Origin of the sequence: Rhodococcus sp. NPDC057135 (genome assembly GCF_042670865.1) — a bacterium.
Classification (GTDB): domain Bacteria; phylum Actinomycetota; class Actinomycetes; order Mycobacteriales; family Mycobacteriaceae; genus Rhodococcus_F.
Genome location: NZ_JBHUUU010000002.1, coordinates 430,878 through 445,736, shown reverse-complemented (window position 1 = coordinate 445,736; position 14,859 = coordinate 430,878). Strand labels below are relative to the sequence as shown.

Sequence of the window (14,859 nt, the reverse complement as noted above, 5' to 3'; positions counted from 1 at the left end):
GAGCGGTGACTGCGGGTGCGAACGTGAATGACATCGAGACAGTGCTGCTCCTCGGCGGACGAAGTGAGATCGGCCTCGAGATCGCGGTGAGGCTCGCGCCGGGCCGCAACATCGTTCTGGCTGCCAGACGCAGCGGAGAGCTGTCGGAGCAGAAGCAGATGCTCGAGAACGCCGGCGCGATCGACGTCTCCACCGTCGAGTTCGACGCCGACGCCGTGGACACTCACGGAGACCTCCTCGGCGCCGTGGTCGCCGAGCACGGCCGGATTTCGGTTGCCGTGCTGGCTTTCGGAATTCTCGGCGATCAGGCGCGTGCCGAATCCGACGCGGCGCACGCGGTAGCAGTGGTGCACACCGACTACGTGGCTCAGATCAGCATCCTTACTCACCTCGCGGAGATCATGCGCCGACAGGGAAGCGGAAAAATCGTGGTGTTCTCGTCCGTCGCCGGCGTTCGGGTTCGCCGCGCCAACTATGTCTACGGGAGCGCAAAGGCCGGCTTGGACGGGTTTGCCAGTGGCCTCGGCGACGCACTGCACGGTTCGGGTGTCCAATTGATGCTGGTACGGCCCGGTTTTGTCACCGGCAAGATGACCGAGGGAATGTCGCCTGCCCCGATGTCGAGCACCCCGTCGCAGGTCGCCGACGCCGTCGTACGGGGACTGAATTCCGGGGCGACGCGAGTGTGGGTACCGCGAATTCTGCAGCCGGTGTTCTTCGTCATGCGGCTTCTGCCTCAGACGATCTGGCGCCGGATGCCGCGATGACCACACACCCGGTGGTGATCGTCGGTATCGGTGCCGACGGCTGGGAAGGGCTGTCCGAGAGCGCAAAGGGCGCGGTTCTGGGCGCGGAGGTCCTGATGGGGTCACCTCGCCAGTTGGACTTGGTCCCGACGACACATCTCGGGGCACGGCGAGCGCACACCAGACTGACCTGGCCGTCTCCGATGATTCCGGCCTTGCCGTCGATGTTCGCCGAGAGCGCCGATCGCAGAGTGTGTGTACTCGCGAGCGGTGACCCGATGTTCCATGGGATCGGGGTGACTTTGGTGCGGCTGCTCGGCGCGGACAACGTGCGGGTGATTTCCCACCCGTCGTCGGTGGCATTGGCGAGCGCGCGGATGGGATGGGCATCGGCCGAGATCGACGTCGTGAGCCTGGTCAACCGAGACTCGGCGACCGTGTTGGCCGCCGTGACCGACGGTGCGCGCCTGCTCGTTCTGAGCAACGGGCGCTCGACTCCGGGGGAGGTGGCGAGGCTGTTGTCCGGCGCGGGGTTCGGTCGATCGATCGTGACCGTGCTGGCCCAGCTCGGTGGAGCCGACGAATCGCGGACCGTCACCGTCGCAGACGAGTGGGATCACGCGGACGAGGACGTGGACGCGTTGAACGTTCTCGCCGTCGAGTGCATCTCGGCGGAGATTCCGATACGGCTGACTCGAATCCCGGGTCTACCGGATGCTGCTTATATCGGAGACGGTCAGATGACCAAACAGGAGATCCGTGCGTTGACGTTGTGTGCGCTCGCTCCGGCGCCGGGAGAACACCTCTGGGACGTGGGCGGCGGTTCGGGAACCATTGCGGTCGAGTGGATGAGGACCCACCCGCGTTGTAGCGCAACAGCATTCGAGAAGGTAGCTAGCCGCGTTGCACAGATCGGCACCAATGCGCGCAATCTCGGCGTTCCAGCGTTGAACGTGAAAGGGGCTGCGCCGGAGGCGTTTGCGGATGAGATCCGCCGACCCGATGCGGTGTTCGTCGGCGGCGGCGTCACGCAACCGGGAATGCTCGATGCATGCTGGGAACAGTTGAGCGTGGGTGGCCGTCTGGTCGCCAACGCCGTGACCGCCGAGTCCGAGTCGTTGCTGCTCGGCTGGATGAGTCGCCATGGTGGGACACTGCGACGCTTTCAGGTGCAGCGCGCCGAGCCTTTGGGCACGTTCAACGTTTGGCGACCGCAACTTCCGGTGGTCCAATGGTCCGTCACAAAAAGTCAGCCGTCTGCAGGCGCAGACACAGATACGCCGGAGGAATCCACACAATGACCGTCCATTTCATCGGTGCGGGCCCCGGTGCGGCAGATCTCATCACTGTCCGCGCGCAGCGCATCATCGCGGCGAGCCCGGTGTGCCTGTACGCAGGCAGCCTTGTTCCAGCGGAGTTGCTCGAGTGGTGCCCGGTAGGCGCTCAGGTCGTGGACACTGCTCGCCTGAGCCTGGACGAGATCACCGCGATCCTTGTCGAAGCGCATTCGGCCGGACTGGACGTCGCGCGCCTGCATTCCGGTGATCCGTCGATCTTCAGTGCGGTGGCCGAGCAGGCTCGTCGTCTGGACGCCGCAGGAGTCGATTTCGACATGATTCCCGGTGTTCCTGCATTTACCGCGGCAGCAGCCGCGCTGGGGCGTGAGCTGACTGTCCCAGGCGTCTCGCAGACCATTGTTCTCACCCGAGTCTCCACCTTGTCGACGGCAATGCCGGAGGGCGAGGATCTGCGGTCCCTCGGCCGCAGCGGCGCGACGATGGTGGTCCACCTCGGCGCTCATCGCATCGAACAGATCGCATCCGAGTTGGCCGACAATTACGGCGAGGACTGCCCGGTTGCGGTGGTCGCCTTCGCCTCGCGGCCCGAGGAGATCGTTGTTCGAGGCACTTTGAAGACGATCGTCGAACTCGTTCATGCGGCCGGCATCACGAAGACAGCCGTCGTGATCGTCGGCCGAGTGTTGACGGCGGAGGGATTTCCGGACAGCTACCTCTACTCGGCGGCGCGTGAGAGAAGCACACACTGACCCCGACGAGTCGTCGCGTACTCCTACTCGGAGGCACGGGCGAGGGCCGAGCGATCGCATCTCGGTTGGCCGGTTCAGCCGACCTCGAGGTTGTTACATCGCTGGCCGGCCGGGTTCGTGATCCTCGCTGGCCGGAGGGCGAAGTGCGTATCGGCGGGTTCGGGGGAGCCGAAGGGCTTTCGGAGTGGTTGTCGGCCAATGATATTGGTGCAGTGCTCGACGCCACGCATCCGTTTGCTGCTCGCATCACTCAAAATGCTTTCGAAGCGTGCCTCGCGAATTCCGTTCCGTATGCCATGTACCGACGCCCGCCATGGCGTGAACGTCCCGGCGACACGTGGTTTCCGGTACGCGATCTCGATCACGCCGCAGACTTGGTGCCGACGCTCGGCTCACGCGCATTCTTGACGATCGGGAGGCAAGGTGTCGCGGCGTTCGACCGCGTGAATGACGTCTCGTTTCTCGTGCGCTCGATCGATCCGCCTTCTGGGACCTTGCCGCCTCGCTCGCAATTGCTGCTCGCACGTGGCCCATTCGACGTCGAAGCAGAAGTCGACCTGATGAGAACTCACGGCATCGACGTCGTGATCACCAAGAACAGTGGCGGCGAGCAGACGTACGCAAAGATCGCCGCAGCCAGGCAACTGTCGATCCCGGTCATCGTCGTCGAGCGACCGCCGATCCCGGCGGCCGCCCAGGCATTCGACACCGAAGCCGCGGCGGTGAACTGGCTCACGGCTTTCGGCGGGGGATCGGGGCCATGAGGCGAGCTTCGCGTTCGCTTCAGGTTCGTCTAAGGTTCCGTGCCCATACTGGAGGGATGTTGGGATCTTTCGACGCCGCACTGCGGGACCGCGCATGAGAGTGTCGGTTCCCGGAATGAGCCGTCGAAAACCATCGGGAATTCATGTGCGGACGCTCCATGCCCGCGTGAAATTGCTGACCGCAGGCCTGGTGGCGATCGCGGTGATCGTGTCGGCGTCGGCGGTGTACATCGTGTTCAACGCGTATTTGCAGGGCAACGTCGACCGGCAACTCGAGCGCACGAGTGATGCGATCACCGACACCGTCAATTTCGGCGGTGTCACACCGGTTCTGGGATTGACGGCCGGCGCGGATACAGCGGTTATCCAGGCGGTGGGGCTTCTCACTGCTGACGGTGCTTTGGTGACGGCAACTCCGGGTCTGCCGCCGTTCAGCACGAGCGCGGACGCCATCAGGTCGATCGCCGACGGCAATTCGTCGCAGACAATCGCAACCGTCGACGCGTATCGAATTCTTGTCGAGCCCTCGGTTGCCGGGCAGACTTTGGTTGTCGCCCAATCCTTGGGGCCGACACGTTCGGTGCTCAAGCGGCTTGCGGTGGTGTTGGCGGCTCTGGGTGCTGCTGGGATCGCGCTGGCCTACGCTGCCGGAGATGCGGTGGCTCGCACAGGATTACGGCCGGTTGCGCGACTCACTGCGGCGACGCGGCGGGTTGCCGAAACGGATGATCTTGCGCCGATCCCGGTGACCGGTGACGACGAGTTGGCGTCGTTGACAGTTAGTTTCAATCGGATGCTCGGGACGTTGTCGGAATCGCGGGCACGTCAGAGAAGTCTGATCACCGAAGCGGGCCAGGACCTTCTGGCTCCGTTGACTGCGCTGCGCACCAATATCGAGTTGTTGATGTCCTTCGATACCAAGTCCGGCGCGATTTCCGAAGCAGATGCAACGCAGTTGCGTGAGGAAATCACCGACCAGATGATGGAGTTGACGCTCCTCGTCGGAGAGTTGGTGGACCGTGCGCGGGTTGACGAAAGTACGTTGGGGAGAGGAGATTCCCTCTAAATCGGACGTCTGACCAGCACTTTTGTTGCATTCGGAATTGATGCAGCAGAAGGAGCACTGGTAATGTGGGGCAATTGCGAAGTTTCTGGGTATAGCTGGAGTGTGGCGCGAACCGTGGGGTTTGCTGGGTGGGGGCCTTTGGAGGGACGAGAGGGTTTCAGTGGTCAAGCAAGCACGCGCCGAGCTGACTCGGCAGCAAATCGTTGCCGGCGCGGCCGCGCAGTTCGAGAAGACTGGTTACGGCAGCACCAGCATGGCCGACATAGTCTCGGGGGCCGGTACTACCAAGGGCGCGTTGTATTTCCATTTCGCGTCGAAGGACGAGCTCGCGCAATTCATCATTGCCGAACAGCATCGACTCTCGATCGAATCGGTGCAGGCGATTTCCGCGACGGGCAAGGACCCGTTGGAACAGATGATCATGCTCACGCACGAAATGGCACGCCAGATTGTCGACGAGCCGATCGTTCGCGCGGGCATTCGCCTCACGCTGGAACTGAGCACGTACGAGGGGCCGGTGGAACCGTACGCCGAATGGATCTCGGCAATCACCGATCTCACCGCCAGAGCTCAGGCGCAAGGTGAAATCCGAAAATCGGTCAGTGCAGAATCGTTCGGCAGGTTCATGCCCTCGGCATTCACCGGGGTACAGCTGGTTTCGAACGTTCTCACCCGACGCTCGGATCTTCCGGATCGCGTCGACGAGATGTGGCAGATCCTGCTTCCGGGGATCGTCAGCGACGAACTTTCCGGCGACATCGAGCGCCTCGTCAAGTCGCGGTGGACTCCGGCGGCGGCGTAGCCTGCGGGACATGACCGTCACGCGGATTGTTTCGGATCTGTCGAGTAGTTCGCTCGAGGCCGCGCAGCGCTTCTACACCGAAGTGCTGGGCCTCGAAGTTGTGATGGATCACGGCTGGATCGTGACGTTGGCTTCGCCGACGGATCCGTCATTGCAGATCAGCGTCATGACGCACGACGCTCACGCGCCCGTAGTACCGGACGTCTCCGTCGAGGTGGACGATCTCGACGCGGCGTACGAGGCCGCGGTGCAGCGCGGCGACACCATCGTCTATCCCGTCACCGAGGAGCCGTGGGGTGTGCGCAGGTTCTTCGCTGCCGACCCTGATGGCCACGTGATCAACATCCTCAGCCACCGACGCGACCAATGACGGCTTCCGGCCCGGGCGGGCTGACGTACCTCGAGGTGGGCGCAACGTCCGGCGTTCTCCCCGCCGGCTATCACCACGTTCACGAGAGTGCGACGGTCGGATTCGGACGTGAGGATTTCGAGGTCGCAGCCAAGACCGTCTCGAATTGGGGAATGCACCGCGGAGCTGGTTTGACCGTCCGGGCGGCAGCCCCGACCGCGGCGGCGGGTCAAGATGCGACTTTCGGACTCGGTCCGGTGTCGATCCCAGTTCGAATCGTCTACGTCATCGACGAACCCAATCGCAAGGGATTCGCGTACGGAACCCGCGCCGGCCACCCCGAATGCGGCGAAGAACTGTTTGTCGTCCAGTTCGACGAGAGCAGCAAAGAGGTTCGCATCGAGATCGTGGCGTTCTCCAAGCCTGGAACGTGGTGGGTGCGTCTCGGCGCTCCGATCGGACGTCGAGTACAGGCGTTTGTCACGCGCCGCTACATCCGTGCCGTCCGCGAGAGCGTCGACCGATCACGAGTATGACCCTCGGATCGGTGGGTCGGAAAATGATTGGACGGGCTTCGGTTCGGGTTGATAGCTTGTGCGAGACCGTGACAACACGCCAGGAGGTGAGACCCATGAACGCAGTAACCATGTGGGTGCTCCCACTCGTGTTCACGGATCGGCGATTGACGTAGGTGTCGCCGGGAGCGCCTCGCGTAGGCAATCCCGAAAGGTAACACCATGCAATCCAATTCTCAGACCATCGAATTCATTTCCGAGACAACGTCGAACGGTGTCGTCGAACGCCATTTCGTTCTGGACGACATCACCGGTGTCCTCTGGTCACCCGCATCCGGATCTGTCGCATCAGCACTACTGCTGTCCGGGCACTCCGGCGGCATGCACAAGAAGGCACCAGGATTGGTTGCCAGTGCGCTCCACAGCGTGAGTTCGCACGGGTTCACGGTCGCCGCGATCGACGCGCCCGGACATGGCGACCGGCTGCGGAACACACAGGATGAACAGTGGGTTGAGGCGATCCATCAGGCCCGGGCGGCCCGCGAGCCGATCGCCCCGATCATCGTCGAGTACAACCGGTCGCTGGCGGAGCGTGCAGTGCCCGAATGGCAGGCGACCCTGGACGCCCTGCAAGCGCTGCCCGAGATCAACGCCGATGCTCCGATCGGCTTCGGCGGCGTGTCGTTAGGGGTCGTGACCGGGCTGATGTTGGCCCCGGTCGAACCCAGGATCGCTGCCGTGAGCTTCGGTGGAGTTTTTGTCGACGTCTTCCTCCTCGAGGCTGCACGAAGGCTTACTGTCCCGGTCGAGTACCGGATCCCTTGGGACGACAAGGATTACGACCGCGCGTCAGGGGTCGCGTTGTTCGATGCCTTCGGCTCGGAGGAGAAGACACTGCACGCCTATTCGGGCAGGCACTATCCGGTGCCCGCCTACGAGCGCGACAGTTCGGCACGGTTCTTCGCTCGCCACCTCGGCGGGAGCGTTGGCGCTTCCGTGAGCTGACGTGAACACGTATCGGCGCCCGGCGGTGTCGGACGCCGATACGGGACCGACCAATCCGCCGTGACCACCCCGACCCACTAGACGCTGACCAACCGGGAGAACACCCCACTCGGTGAGTAGACTACGATCGCCGTCAGCGTCGATGATCTGTTGCATCAGTTAGCAATTCGGCGACCAGATCGAGGTCGTCGGTGGCGATATCTCGGTCGCCCGCTGCTCGGATCCGCTGGAGAGATTGCTCTCGCCTCTCCTTGAACCACAGATCGACGTGAAGGGCGATGTCGCGGGCAATGGAAGTGTCGATGGAGCTGATTTGCGCCATCGCGGCGGGCCGGGTGGCTGCGTCCAGCGCGAGGTGCACGATGTCGAGAAGATCAGTGCCTTGCTTGTCTCCGGAACGATTCATCACCGCCTGAAGTTTCATCGCGATCAGTGGACCTGGCTCGGCGACTGGCGTGGTGACCTCGACGATATTGCTGTGGGCCCGGATCACCGCAATGGTCATGTCACTGGCGCTGTCGTTGGCCCACGCGTGCGCTGAAGCGTGGAGACGATCACCAGGATCGTCGCTGGGGTGGTCGATCTCGATCTGACGGACTTCGAGCACGTCTACTTTCACTGACCCGTATGGCGTGGGAAGTAGAACGGCTGCCGGCTCGACAGCCTGGGCGCCGTCGGCAGCACGCAGGACTTCGAGTTGGGGGATGTCGCCGAGCGAGTCCGCCGACGATGACAGGTGGCCCGCCGAGCAGTGCGCGGACCTCGACAACACCCTGAACTACGGCGGCCATCGCATCACCGGCAAACGTAACTCGGCTACCAGACACGGGTCCACCGGTCGTCGGGTGTCCATGCGTCCAAGATCTCCCGGCCGCGTCCGGCGTCTTGGGCGAGATCGAGTGCGACGAACAACGGATGTGTGAGGGGCCATTCGAGCGGGTTGGCGTCGAAATCGACGCGGTGGTTTACGACCGCGGGTACAGGCGCGACCCGCAAGGTGGCCTTCGCCTGCATAGCAGAGGCTGCAGTTCCCAGCAGGGTAGTAGCGCGCCGGACGATCGAGGAGTCGGGGACGAAGAAGTCGAGGGTTTGGTCTGAGCGGAATGCCAAAGGCGCGCCGTACATAGCGGCAGCAGCGGAGTCGGTCAAAGCCCAACCCGGTTCGTTCTCGATAGTGTCGAGATTGAGCCGCAGCGGTCGCACCAAAGTTGCATCGCCCGGGGACGGGAGCGCGGCCAGATGAACGCGTGGTGTCGGCCAGCGCTCGGCGACCTGCCAGAACAGGTCGGTGCTCGTCGGCATGTTCTTCGCGTCGACGAAATTGTCGCGGCGCAGGGCAGCGAGTATCTCCGAGACCGTGCTGGGGGAACGGCCCAACTCCCGCGCGAGCTCACGCACCGCGATAGTTCGCTCGGGACGCATGAGTACTGAAGCTGCGACCTCGAGGCCTGCCTTGCCACTGAGTGCTTCCGACCGTTCAAGTCGTTTCTGGAGCGCTTTGACTTCGGCGTCGATGACCACGCTGCCTGTGCGTAGGGCGAGGCGTCCGCGGAGGTCGAGGTAGCCGCAGCGTCGCTGGACAAGGATTCTGCGCGCGGTTTCGGTGAGTCGGTCGGATACGACGAACAATGTCGTCTCCGGGGACTGGTTTTCGGTGAGAAGACGTTCGGCAACCTGGTCGGTGACCAGGGACCGATACTTCATCTGGATCGGGACGGCAAGGCCGTCTGGATCAAGAACCAGGTCGATGCCGGTGTCGGGTTCGCCGATGGGCGATTGGGCGTCGATGCCCAATTCTGCGAAGGCGTCGATCACGAAAGCCTCAACGGCGGAAGCTTTGTTGTTCACGTGTGTATCGTCTCAGCTTGTTCGGTGTTCGGTCAATACCGAACACCGAACAAGCCGGTGCTGACTCGATCTCGGCGCTGCCATATGTGTCGCATCCTCGCCATACCCCGCTCGTGGGCAGCACAAAGGTTGAGCGGCATGCGGAGGTAAGCGCCAGTGTTACCGAGATTGTTTGAATGTGCGCAGCTACTTGAGTACTCGAGTCGATACCTGCGTTGGTTGGTATCGCATGGCGACTGCGCCCGACCGGAACTCGTGGCGATCGACAAGCTCGAGCTGGATGCGCTCGCGCAGACCCTTGCATGAGCTCGGCATTCCAACCGACCCCTCTGGGAGCGGCCGTCGAGGGTGACGTTAATCGAGTATCGAAGCGGTCTCATCTCACTGCTCTCCCTTGATGCGCGCAGAGCGTTTGCATCGGACCGCACTCAGACTACTGCCGGGCCGTCGGTGTAGATCAGGTTCGGGACCTGGAGTCACGCGGGGGTCGACCGAACAGTAACCAGACGAGCGCACCGAGTACAGGCACCGCGATCACCAGTGCCGACCACCAGAATTTGCCGCCCGAGCGTTCGAAGTCAGTGCGCACGATCGCCACGAGCGCGCTAATCGTGATGAAGATCCAGGCAAGAACGAAGGCGGTGAAGGTGATGTCCATCCAAAGCGGAATGGTGGAGTTGGGGGTCGATTCGTTCATGCTTCCAGACCCCTTTCAACTTCTGCGACTTGATTGGAATAACACGCTCCAACTCTTGGGCTTACTGCGAGATCGACGATCCCTCGGTACCCCGTCGATCACGCGGACGCGAGACGTTCGGAGATCAACGCGTTGAGGGAAACCCCTTCCTCGGCGGCGGCGCGTGCCAGCTTGCGGTGCAAAGTCGGGGTGATCCGGACCTGGAACTTGCCCGAATATCCGCGCTCGCTCAGCGGTTCGGGGATCTGCTCACCTGTCTCTGCCATGTCCTCGAGCGTCTCGGCCACCGCTGTACGGATGCCGTCGAGCGCGGCTGCTTGGGTATCCGCGAGCCACGACAGGCCAGGGAACTCCGTGCAGGTTCCCAGGAACTCTCCGTCGGGTTCGTACCACTCGACTCGGTATGTGTAGTGCTCCACTGCGGGGATCACGGCGATTCTCCTTCCATGCGTTCGATTGCTGCCAGAACTTGCCCTACCTGGTACTGCTTGGCCTTACCGCCCGAACCCTTTTGAATGTTGATGCGTGGTCCCGGCCACGGCGTCTGGAACTTGGCGTGAGACCCAGCGTTCTGCCTGGCCTGGCCGAAGACATCGATGCAGAGTGCGAACAGTTCGTCGTAGGTGACGTTCTGCGGCGCGGTCCGCATTTGCGCGAGCAGCTTGTCTCTCTTCCCCATGCAATATTGATACTGCATCTAGTATCACCGTGGGTCAGCGGAGTGCGCAAGGTGTAAGTGCCTACACCGTGCAATTCTCTCTCCCGAGGCGGAGGTGGAGCTGTTCACGCTTCCAAACCACTTTCGACGACTGTGCCTTGATGAAACAACACGCTCCATCGATTCTCGGCGAACCGCCAGATGGATGATCGCTCGGTGACACGATGCGCCTGCGCCAGCCGGTACGTCACCAGATACGTGTCAGGCGCGATCCGGCTCAGCGCTGGCCGGTCAACCGTCCACCCGAGTTCGGCGGCGTCGTTCACTTCGCCGCGGAGTCGCCGGCTCGCGACTACCGATTGCACGTAATCGCAGGTGTATCGCGCACCGGAGGCTCCGATCTCCCGGAACTCCGGGTCGACGACCGCATCGAACTCGTCTCGTGACATCGCTACTCGAGTTCGGTGAAACAGAGGTTCGAACTCCATCAACTCGTCGAGGATCGGGCGCAACTCGTGCGGAGTCGTCACGACTGCTCCGAGAACTGCGCCCTCATCTCCATACCTATCTCCGCGTGGCGCAGGAGGAAGGCCTTCTCGTCATACCCCTTGCGCCGCAACCAGAGAGTGACCTCGCTGTTGCATTTGCTCGCATTGCACGAGCGGCACGCCGGTGCGATGTTGTCGAGCGTGTAGCGCCCACCGCGGGAGATCGCCAGCACACAGTCACGCTGCGGCGACTCGTCCGGCTCGCCGCAGTACGCGCAGCCACCCCAGGCCGCTTTGAGCGCGGACCACTGCTCGACGGACAGGTCGTGCTCCACCAGATCCATTCGGCGTTTGCGTTTGCGCGCGTATCTGGCTTTCCGGGTCCGGTTGACGGGCATGACGCCATGCTATCGCCGTGCGGTGTTCACTCCGGGTAGCGCCGCGGGGTGAACACCTGACGGCCCGAACCGGTTTCGACGACCGTCGTCATCGAGGAGCCGACGATCAGCAGAGTCCGCATGTCGATCTCGGAAGGCTCGAGTTCACCGAGGGTAACGACCCGAACGGATTCCTCGGCGCCTGCAACATCGCGCCCGATGACAACGGGAGTCTCGGGGGAGCGGTGCTCGAGCATGAGGTCCTTCATGGCCTGGACCTGCCAGGTCCGGGACTTCGACGCCGGGTTGTAGACCGCAAATGCCATGTCCGCGGCTGCAACTGCCGAGATCCGGCGTGCGACGACATCCCACGGCTTGAGGCGATCGGACAGGGAGAGCACCGCATAGTCGTGCCCGAGGGGAGCGCCGACGCGACTGGCGACAGCGTTTGCCGCCGTCATGCCGGGAAGGATGCGGACCGGGACGCCGCTCCACTGGTCTTCGGCGGCAACTTCGAGAACTGCTGCAGCCATGGCGAATACGCCGGGATCTCCCGACGAGACGACAGCTACGCGGGCGCCGTTCTTCGCGAGGTCCAGCGCCATCGCGGCGCGTTCCGCTTCGACGCGGTTGTCGCTGGAATGGCGACGCTGACCTGGACGCGTCGGCACGCGATCGACGTAAGGGCCGTAGCCGACGAGGTCGGTGGCCAACGAAAGCTCATGCGCCACTTCAGGTGTGGTCCAGGCGGTATCGCCCGGTCCGAGTCCGACCACGACCACCTCGCCGCGAGACTCGGTTGCAGGTCGCGGGTTGTTCGACGGGCTCGGAACGATGGCGATCGAGAAGTACGGAACTCCGTCCGGGTCGACGTCGGCAGCAGATTCGACGCGTTGACGTGTGGTGCTCGCGCGCTCGACGTAGTGGGCCTCGCCGAGGCGGCCGGAATCCGCGAGCGATTGCAGGACTGGCGGGAACGTGCGTCCGAGCTTGAGGATGGCAGCGGCGTCGGTTCCCTCGAGCCGCCTGGTCAGCTCGGCCTGCGGCAACGTGCCGGGCAGGATCGTCAGGATTTCTTCACCCTCGACCAGCGGCTTTCCGAGTGCAGCCGATGCCGCGCTGACGGAGGTGACACCGGGAATCACCTCGGCGTCGAAGCGATCGGCCAGCCTCTTGTGCATGTGCATGTAGGAGCTGTAGAAGAGCGGATCGCCGGCAGCGAGCAACGCGACGGTTCGACCGGCCTCGAGGTGAACTGCCAACCGCTCGGCAGCTGCTTCGTAGAACTCGTCCATCGCGCCCTTATATCCGCCGGGATGATCAACGGTCTCGGTGGTGACGGGGTAGACGAGGTGTTCTTCGATCTGCCCTTCGCGCATGTACGGCGCTGCAACGCCGCGGGAGATGCTCTTGCCGTGCCGCGCAGAGTGGAACGCGACGACGTCTGCCTCGCCGATGACGCGGGCGGCCTTGACAGTCACCAGTTCGGGATCACCGGGGCCGATTCCGACACCCCAGAGCTTGCCTGCGCTCATTCGACTTCGCTCGCAATCGCATTGACGACCGCCGCAGTGATCGCGCTGCCGCCGCGTCGGCCGCGGAGCACGAGATGATCGATTCCGCTGGCGTGTTCGATGAGAGCTTCCTTCGACTCGGCAGCGCCGATGAAGCCGACCGGACCTCCGACGATCGCGGCGGGACGGGGCGCTCCGGCTTCGATGAGATTCAGGAGATGGAACAGTGCGGTGGGTGCGTTTCCGATCGCGACAACAGCGCCCTCGAGCTTGGCTCCCCACAGTTCGAGGGCAGCGGCCGAGCGAGTGTTGTCGATGGTCGACGCCAGCACGGGAACCCGAGGATCGCCGAGGGTGCAGATGACGTCGTTGCCGGCGGGCAGACGCTTGCGTGTGATGCCGGCCGCCACCATCTGGGCGTCGCAGAAGATCGGCGCGCCGTCGCGCAGAGCGGCACGCGCGGCCGAGACGACTCCGGGCGTGAAGGCGACGTCGTCGACGAGATCGACCTGGCCACTTGCGTGAATCATGCGAACTACAGCTTGCGAGACATCCGCCGGGAAACGGCTCAGGTCGGCTTCGGCCCGAATGGTGGCAAAGGACTGGCGATAGATTTCCGCGCCGTCACGGATGTACTCGATCATGTGCCACACGATAGAGGCATCACCGATTGGCCGGATTCACCCGGTAACCGTCACCCGTCGCAACCACATCCGCTACGTCCCCGCGGGGACGTCCGCAACTGCGCTCGCACCCGGCCCAGTGCTGCCGTCCGACGACGGGTAGCTCTGCTTGCTCGACGGCGTTGATCGCGTCGGTGCGCACGTCGGCGAGTGACTTCTCGCATCCCGGACTTCCGGTGCACGCGGTGACGTCGAGCCACGGCGAGTTCTCGTCGAAGATCAGCCCCATGGGGGCAAGCACTCGGACTACCTGTTCGGCCGCCCATTCCTCGAGGTCGAAGATGTGCACCGATCGCCACGGCGTCACGACGACAGGCTTGTCGACGGCGGCGAGGAACTCGGCCAGCCGCGCTTCGAGCAGCCCGAATCGCAGGCCGCCGCCCAGGGCAACCGTTCCGTCTCGCTGTTCGAGCCAGCCGATGGTGGGCCGCGCTTCAGGCGTGAGGTCTGGCTCGACGATGGCCTCGGCGCTCAGGCCCAACTGCTCGAGGGTGCGCTCGATTCCGTCCGGAACCTCGGCCAGGCGCCAGTGCTTGTCGCGAACGTCGAGGAACGATCGAGCCGCCTCGAGGAGCAATTCGACGGCGTCATCTGCGTGTACGCGGTGAGTGGTGTGGTGACCGGCGAGCACCAGGGAATGCTCGGTGGCGCTGTGCGCATGGAGTCCGAAATCGCCCCGCAGCCCGGTGATGTCTCCGCGCCCGTCGTCAAGGGTGAACAGGGTTCGCCCCGGCAGATCGGCCAATGCCTGATCCGCTTGGATGGCCGAATCGAGACGGTGGACCAGTTCACGAATGTCGGCGACGCCCCCGATACGGCCGGACAGTGGGGACGCGAGAATGTTGCGTACTCGCTCGTGCGTCGCTGACGGCAGGAGACCGGCCGACGCGATGCGCGCCGCGAAGGCTTCGGGATCCGAGACCGAGCGCAACTGAACGTTGCCTCTCGAGGTGAGTTCCATCTGCCCGTTGCCCAGATCGCGCGCCGCGTCTGCAAGCGTCTGGAGTTGGGCCGGGTTGAGGATGCCGCCGGGGAGGCGCACGCGTGCCAGTGCGCCGTCGGCGGCGTGGTGAACTTGCAGTGCACCCGGGCACGCGTCTGGCTGTGAACGGTCCGTGGGCATGGCTCCAGGGTACGACCTGTCATGAGTGCCTTCTGCGGACCGGTAGCATCACCACCACCAGTGACGGCAGTTGAGGAAACCGGTGAAAGTCCGGTGCGGTCGCGCCACTGTGAGTGTTCTTTCGAACGGAATGTGTTTCCGCTCGGAAACACGAGTCAGACCCTCAACCGCCGTCGA

At 63.6% G+C, this 14,859-nt stretch carries 19 protein-coding genes and 1 riboswitch; of the genes, 9 read left to right on the top strand and 10 right to left on the bottom strand.

What is annotated here, in order from left to right; translation table 11 throughout:
• Positions 1-5 precede the first annotated feature (5 nt).
• The 9 genes from ACFT1A_RS04930 to ACFT1A_RS04890 all read left to right on the top strand — a co-directional run bounded on the left by ACFT1A_RS04930 (position 6) and on the right by ACFT1A_RS04890 (position 7,294).
• Positions 6-767, top strand: a complete 762-nt coding sequence (locus tag ACFT1A_RS04930; protein WP_378446045.1) for an SDR family NAD(P)-dependent oxidoreductase — start codon at positions 6-8, stop codon at positions 765-767.
• Positions 764-2,047: a precorrin-6y C5,15-methyltransferase (decarboxylating) subunit CbiE gene (gene cbiE / locus ACFT1A_RS04925; protein WP_378446044.1), complete on the top strand. Its 1,284-nt coding sequence runs from the start codon at positions 764-766 to the stop codon at positions 2,045-2,047. Before ACFT1A_RS04930 ends, cbiE begins: the two co-directional genes overlap by 4 nt.
• The gene (gene cobM / locus ACFT1A_RS04920) at positions 2,044-2,793 is read left to right on the top strand and encodes a precorrin-4 C(11)-methyltransferase (RefSeq protein ID WP_378446043.1); all 750 of its coding nucleotides are present in this window, start codon (positions 2,044-2,046) and stop codon (positions 2,791-2,793) included. Before cbiE ends, cobM begins: the two co-directional genes overlap by 4 nt.
• Positions 2,790-3,557, top strand: a complete 768-nt coding sequence (locus ACFT1A_RS04915; RefSeq protein ID WP_378446125.1) for a cobalt-precorrin-6A reductase — start codon at positions 2,790-2,792, stop codon at positions 3,555-3,557. The genes cobM and ACFT1A_RS04915 overlap by 4 nt, the downstream gene beginning before the upstream one ends.
• Positions 3,558-3,723: 166 nt before the next feature.
• Positions 3,724-4,623: a HAMP domain-containing protein gene (locus ACFT1A_RS04910; RefSeq protein ID WP_378446042.1), complete on the top strand. Its 900-nt coding sequence runs from the start codon at positions 3,724-3,726 to the stop codon at positions 4,621-4,623.
• A gap of 160 nt (positions 4,624-4,783) precedes the next feature.
• Positions 4,784-5,425: a ScbR family autoregulator-binding transcription factor gene (locus ACFT1A_RS04905; RefSeq protein WP_378446041.1), complete on the top strand. Its 642-nt coding sequence runs from the start codon at positions 4,784-4,786 to the stop codon at positions 5,423-5,425.
• 10 nt (positions 5,426-5,435) lie between these two features.
• Positions 5,436-5,795, top strand: a complete 360-nt coding sequence (locus ACFT1A_RS04900) for a VOC family protein (protein WP_378446040.1) — start codon at positions 5,436-5,438, stop codon at positions 5,793-5,795.
• Positions 5,792-6,310 (top strand): DUF1990 domain-containing protein, encoded by a 519-nt coding sequence (locus tag ACFT1A_RS04895; protein WP_378446039.1) that lies wholly within the window; start codon positions 5,792-5,794, stop codon positions 6,308-6,310. The genes ACFT1A_RS04900 and ACFT1A_RS04895 overlap by 4 nt, the downstream gene beginning before the upstream one ends.
• 201 nt (positions 6,311-6,511) lie before the next feature.
• A complete protein-coding gene (locus ACFT1A_RS04890; RefSeq protein WP_378446038.1) occupies positions 6,512-7,294 on the top strand; it encodes an alpha/beta hydrolase in 783 nt (260 codons plus the stop codon).
• A 133-nt stretch (positions 7,295-7,427) separates the two neighbouring features.
• Here ACFT1A_RS04890 and ACFT1A_RS04885 read toward each other — a convergent pair whose 3' ends face one another.
• The 10 genes from ACFT1A_RS04885 to cobG all read right to left on the bottom strand — a co-directional run bounded on the left by ACFT1A_RS04885 (position 7,428) and on the right by cobG (position 14,682).
• Positions 7,428-8,066 carry a prevent-host-death protein gene (locus ACFT1A_RS04885; protein ID WP_378446037.1) on the bottom strand — a complete coding sequence of 213 codons (639 nt, stop codon included), beginning with the start codon at positions 8,064-8,066 and terminating at the stop codon, positions 7,428-7,430.
• 44 nt (positions 8,067-8,110) lie between these two features.
• Positions 8,111-9,142 (bottom strand): transcriptional regulator, encoded by a 1,032-nt coding sequence (locus tag ACFT1A_RS04880; protein ID WP_378446036.1) that lies wholly within the window; start codon positions 9,140-9,142, stop codon positions 8,111-8,113.
• A gap of 457 nt (positions 9,143-9,599) precedes the next feature.
• Entirely contained in the window at positions 9,600-9,839 is a 240-nt protein-coding gene (locus ACFT1A_RS04875; protein WP_378446035.1) for a PLDc N-terminal domain-containing protein, read from the bottom strand.
• Positions 9,840-9,937: 98 nt separating this feature from the next.
• On the bottom strand, positions 9,938-10,270 hold the full coding sequence (locus ACFT1A_RS04870) for a toxin-antitoxin system HicB family antitoxin (RefSeq protein WP_322742449.1): 333 nt from the start codon (positions 10,268-10,270) through the stop codon (positions 9,938-9,940).
• The gene (locus tag ACFT1A_RS04865) at positions 10,267-10,518 is read right to left on the bottom strand and encodes a hypothetical protein (protein ID WP_021344304.1); all 252 of its coding nucleotides are present in this window, start codon (positions 10,516-10,518) and stop codon (positions 10,267-10,269) included. Before ACFT1A_RS04865 ends, ACFT1A_RS04870 begins: the two co-directional genes overlap by 4 nt.
• A gap of 104 nt (positions 10,519-10,622) precedes the next feature.
• Positions 10,623-11,027, bottom strand: coding sequence for a hypothetical protein (locus tag ACFT1A_RS04860; protein WP_378446034.1), 405 nt, complete (start codon positions 11,025-11,027; stop codon positions 10,623-10,625).
• Complete coding sequence (locus tag ACFT1A_RS04855) at positions 11,024-11,383, bottom strand: HNH endonuclease (RefSeq protein WP_378446033.1); 360 nt, start codon at positions 11,381-11,383, stop codon at positions 11,024-11,026. Before ACFT1A_RS04855 ends, ACFT1A_RS04860 begins: the two co-directional genes overlap by 4 nt.
• A gap of 26 nt (positions 11,384-11,409) precedes the next feature.
• Positions 11,410-12,897: a precorrin-3B C(17)-methyltransferase gene (cobJ, locus tag ACFT1A_RS04850; protein ID WP_378446032.1), complete on the bottom strand. Its 1,488-nt coding sequence runs from the start codon at positions 12,895-12,897 to the stop codon at positions 11,410-11,412.
• Positions 12,894-13,520 (bottom strand): precorrin-8X methylmutase, encoded by a 627-nt coding sequence (locus tag ACFT1A_RS04845; RefSeq protein ID WP_007729839.1) that lies wholly within the window; start codon positions 13,518-13,520, stop codon positions 12,894-12,896. The genes cobJ and ACFT1A_RS04845 overlap by 4 nt, the downstream gene beginning before the upstream one ends.
• 19 nt (positions 13,521-13,539) lie before the next feature.
• Positions 13,540-14,682 carry a precorrin-3B synthase gene (cobG, locus tag ACFT1A_RS04840; protein ID WP_378446031.1) on the bottom strand — a complete coding sequence of 381 codons (1,143 nt, stop codon included), beginning with the start codon at positions 14,680-14,682 and terminating at the stop codon, positions 13,540-13,542.
• 74 nt (positions 14,683-14,756) lie between these two features.
• Positions 14,757-14,843: riboswitch (cobalamin riboswitch) on the top strand.
• Positions 14,844-14,859: the final 16 nt, after the last annotated feature.

What these genes read in the sequence shown, in the direction of transcription:
- cobG (WP_378446031.1), bottom strand. Translation starts at nt 14,682, where the DNA reads ATGCCCACGGACCGTTCACAGCCAGACGCGTGCCCGGGTGCACTGCAA.
- cobM (WP_378446043.1), top strand. Translation starts at nt 2,044, where the DNA reads ATGACCGTCCATTTCATCGGTGCGGGCCCCGGTGCGGCAGATCTCATC.
- cbiE (WP_378446044.1), top strand. Translation starts at nt 764, where the DNA reads ATGACCACACACCCGGTGGTGATCGTCGGTATCGGTGCCGACGGCTGG.
- ACFT1A_RS04895 (WP_378446039.1), top strand. Translation starts at nt 5,792, where the DNA reads ATGACGGCTTCCGGCCCGGGCGGGCTGACGTACCTCGAGGTGGGCGCA.
- ACFT1A_RS04890 (WP_378446038.1), top strand. Translation starts at nt 6,512, where the DNA reads ATGCAATCCAATTCTCAGACCATCGAATTCATTTCCGAGACAACGTCG.
- ACFT1A_RS04875 (WP_378446035.1), bottom strand. Translation starts at nt 9,839, where the DNA reads ATGAACGAATCGACCCCCAACTCCACCATTCCGCTTTGGATGGACATC.
- ACFT1A_RS04865 (WP_021344304.1), bottom strand. Translation starts at nt 10,518, where the DNA reads ATGGGGAAGAGAGACAAGCTGCTCGCGCAAATGCGGACCGCGCCGCAG.
- ACFT1A_RS04855 (WP_378446033.1), bottom strand. Translation starts at nt 11,383, where the DNA reads ATGCCCGTCAACCGGACCCGGAAAGCCAGATACGCGCGCAAACGCAAA.
- ACFT1A_RS04900 (WP_378446040.1), top strand. Translation starts at nt 5,436, where the DNA reads ATGACCGTCACGCGGATTGTTTCGGATCTGTCGAGTAGTTCGCTCGAG.
- ACFT1A_RS04845 (WP_007729839.1), bottom strand. Translation starts at nt 13,520, where the DNA reads ATGATCGAGTACATCCGTGACGGCGCGGAAATCTATCGCCAGTCCTTT.
- cobJ (WP_378446032.1), bottom strand. Translation starts at nt 12,897, where the DNA reads ATGAGCGCAGGCAAGCTCTGGGGTGTCGGAATCGGCCCCGGTGATCCC.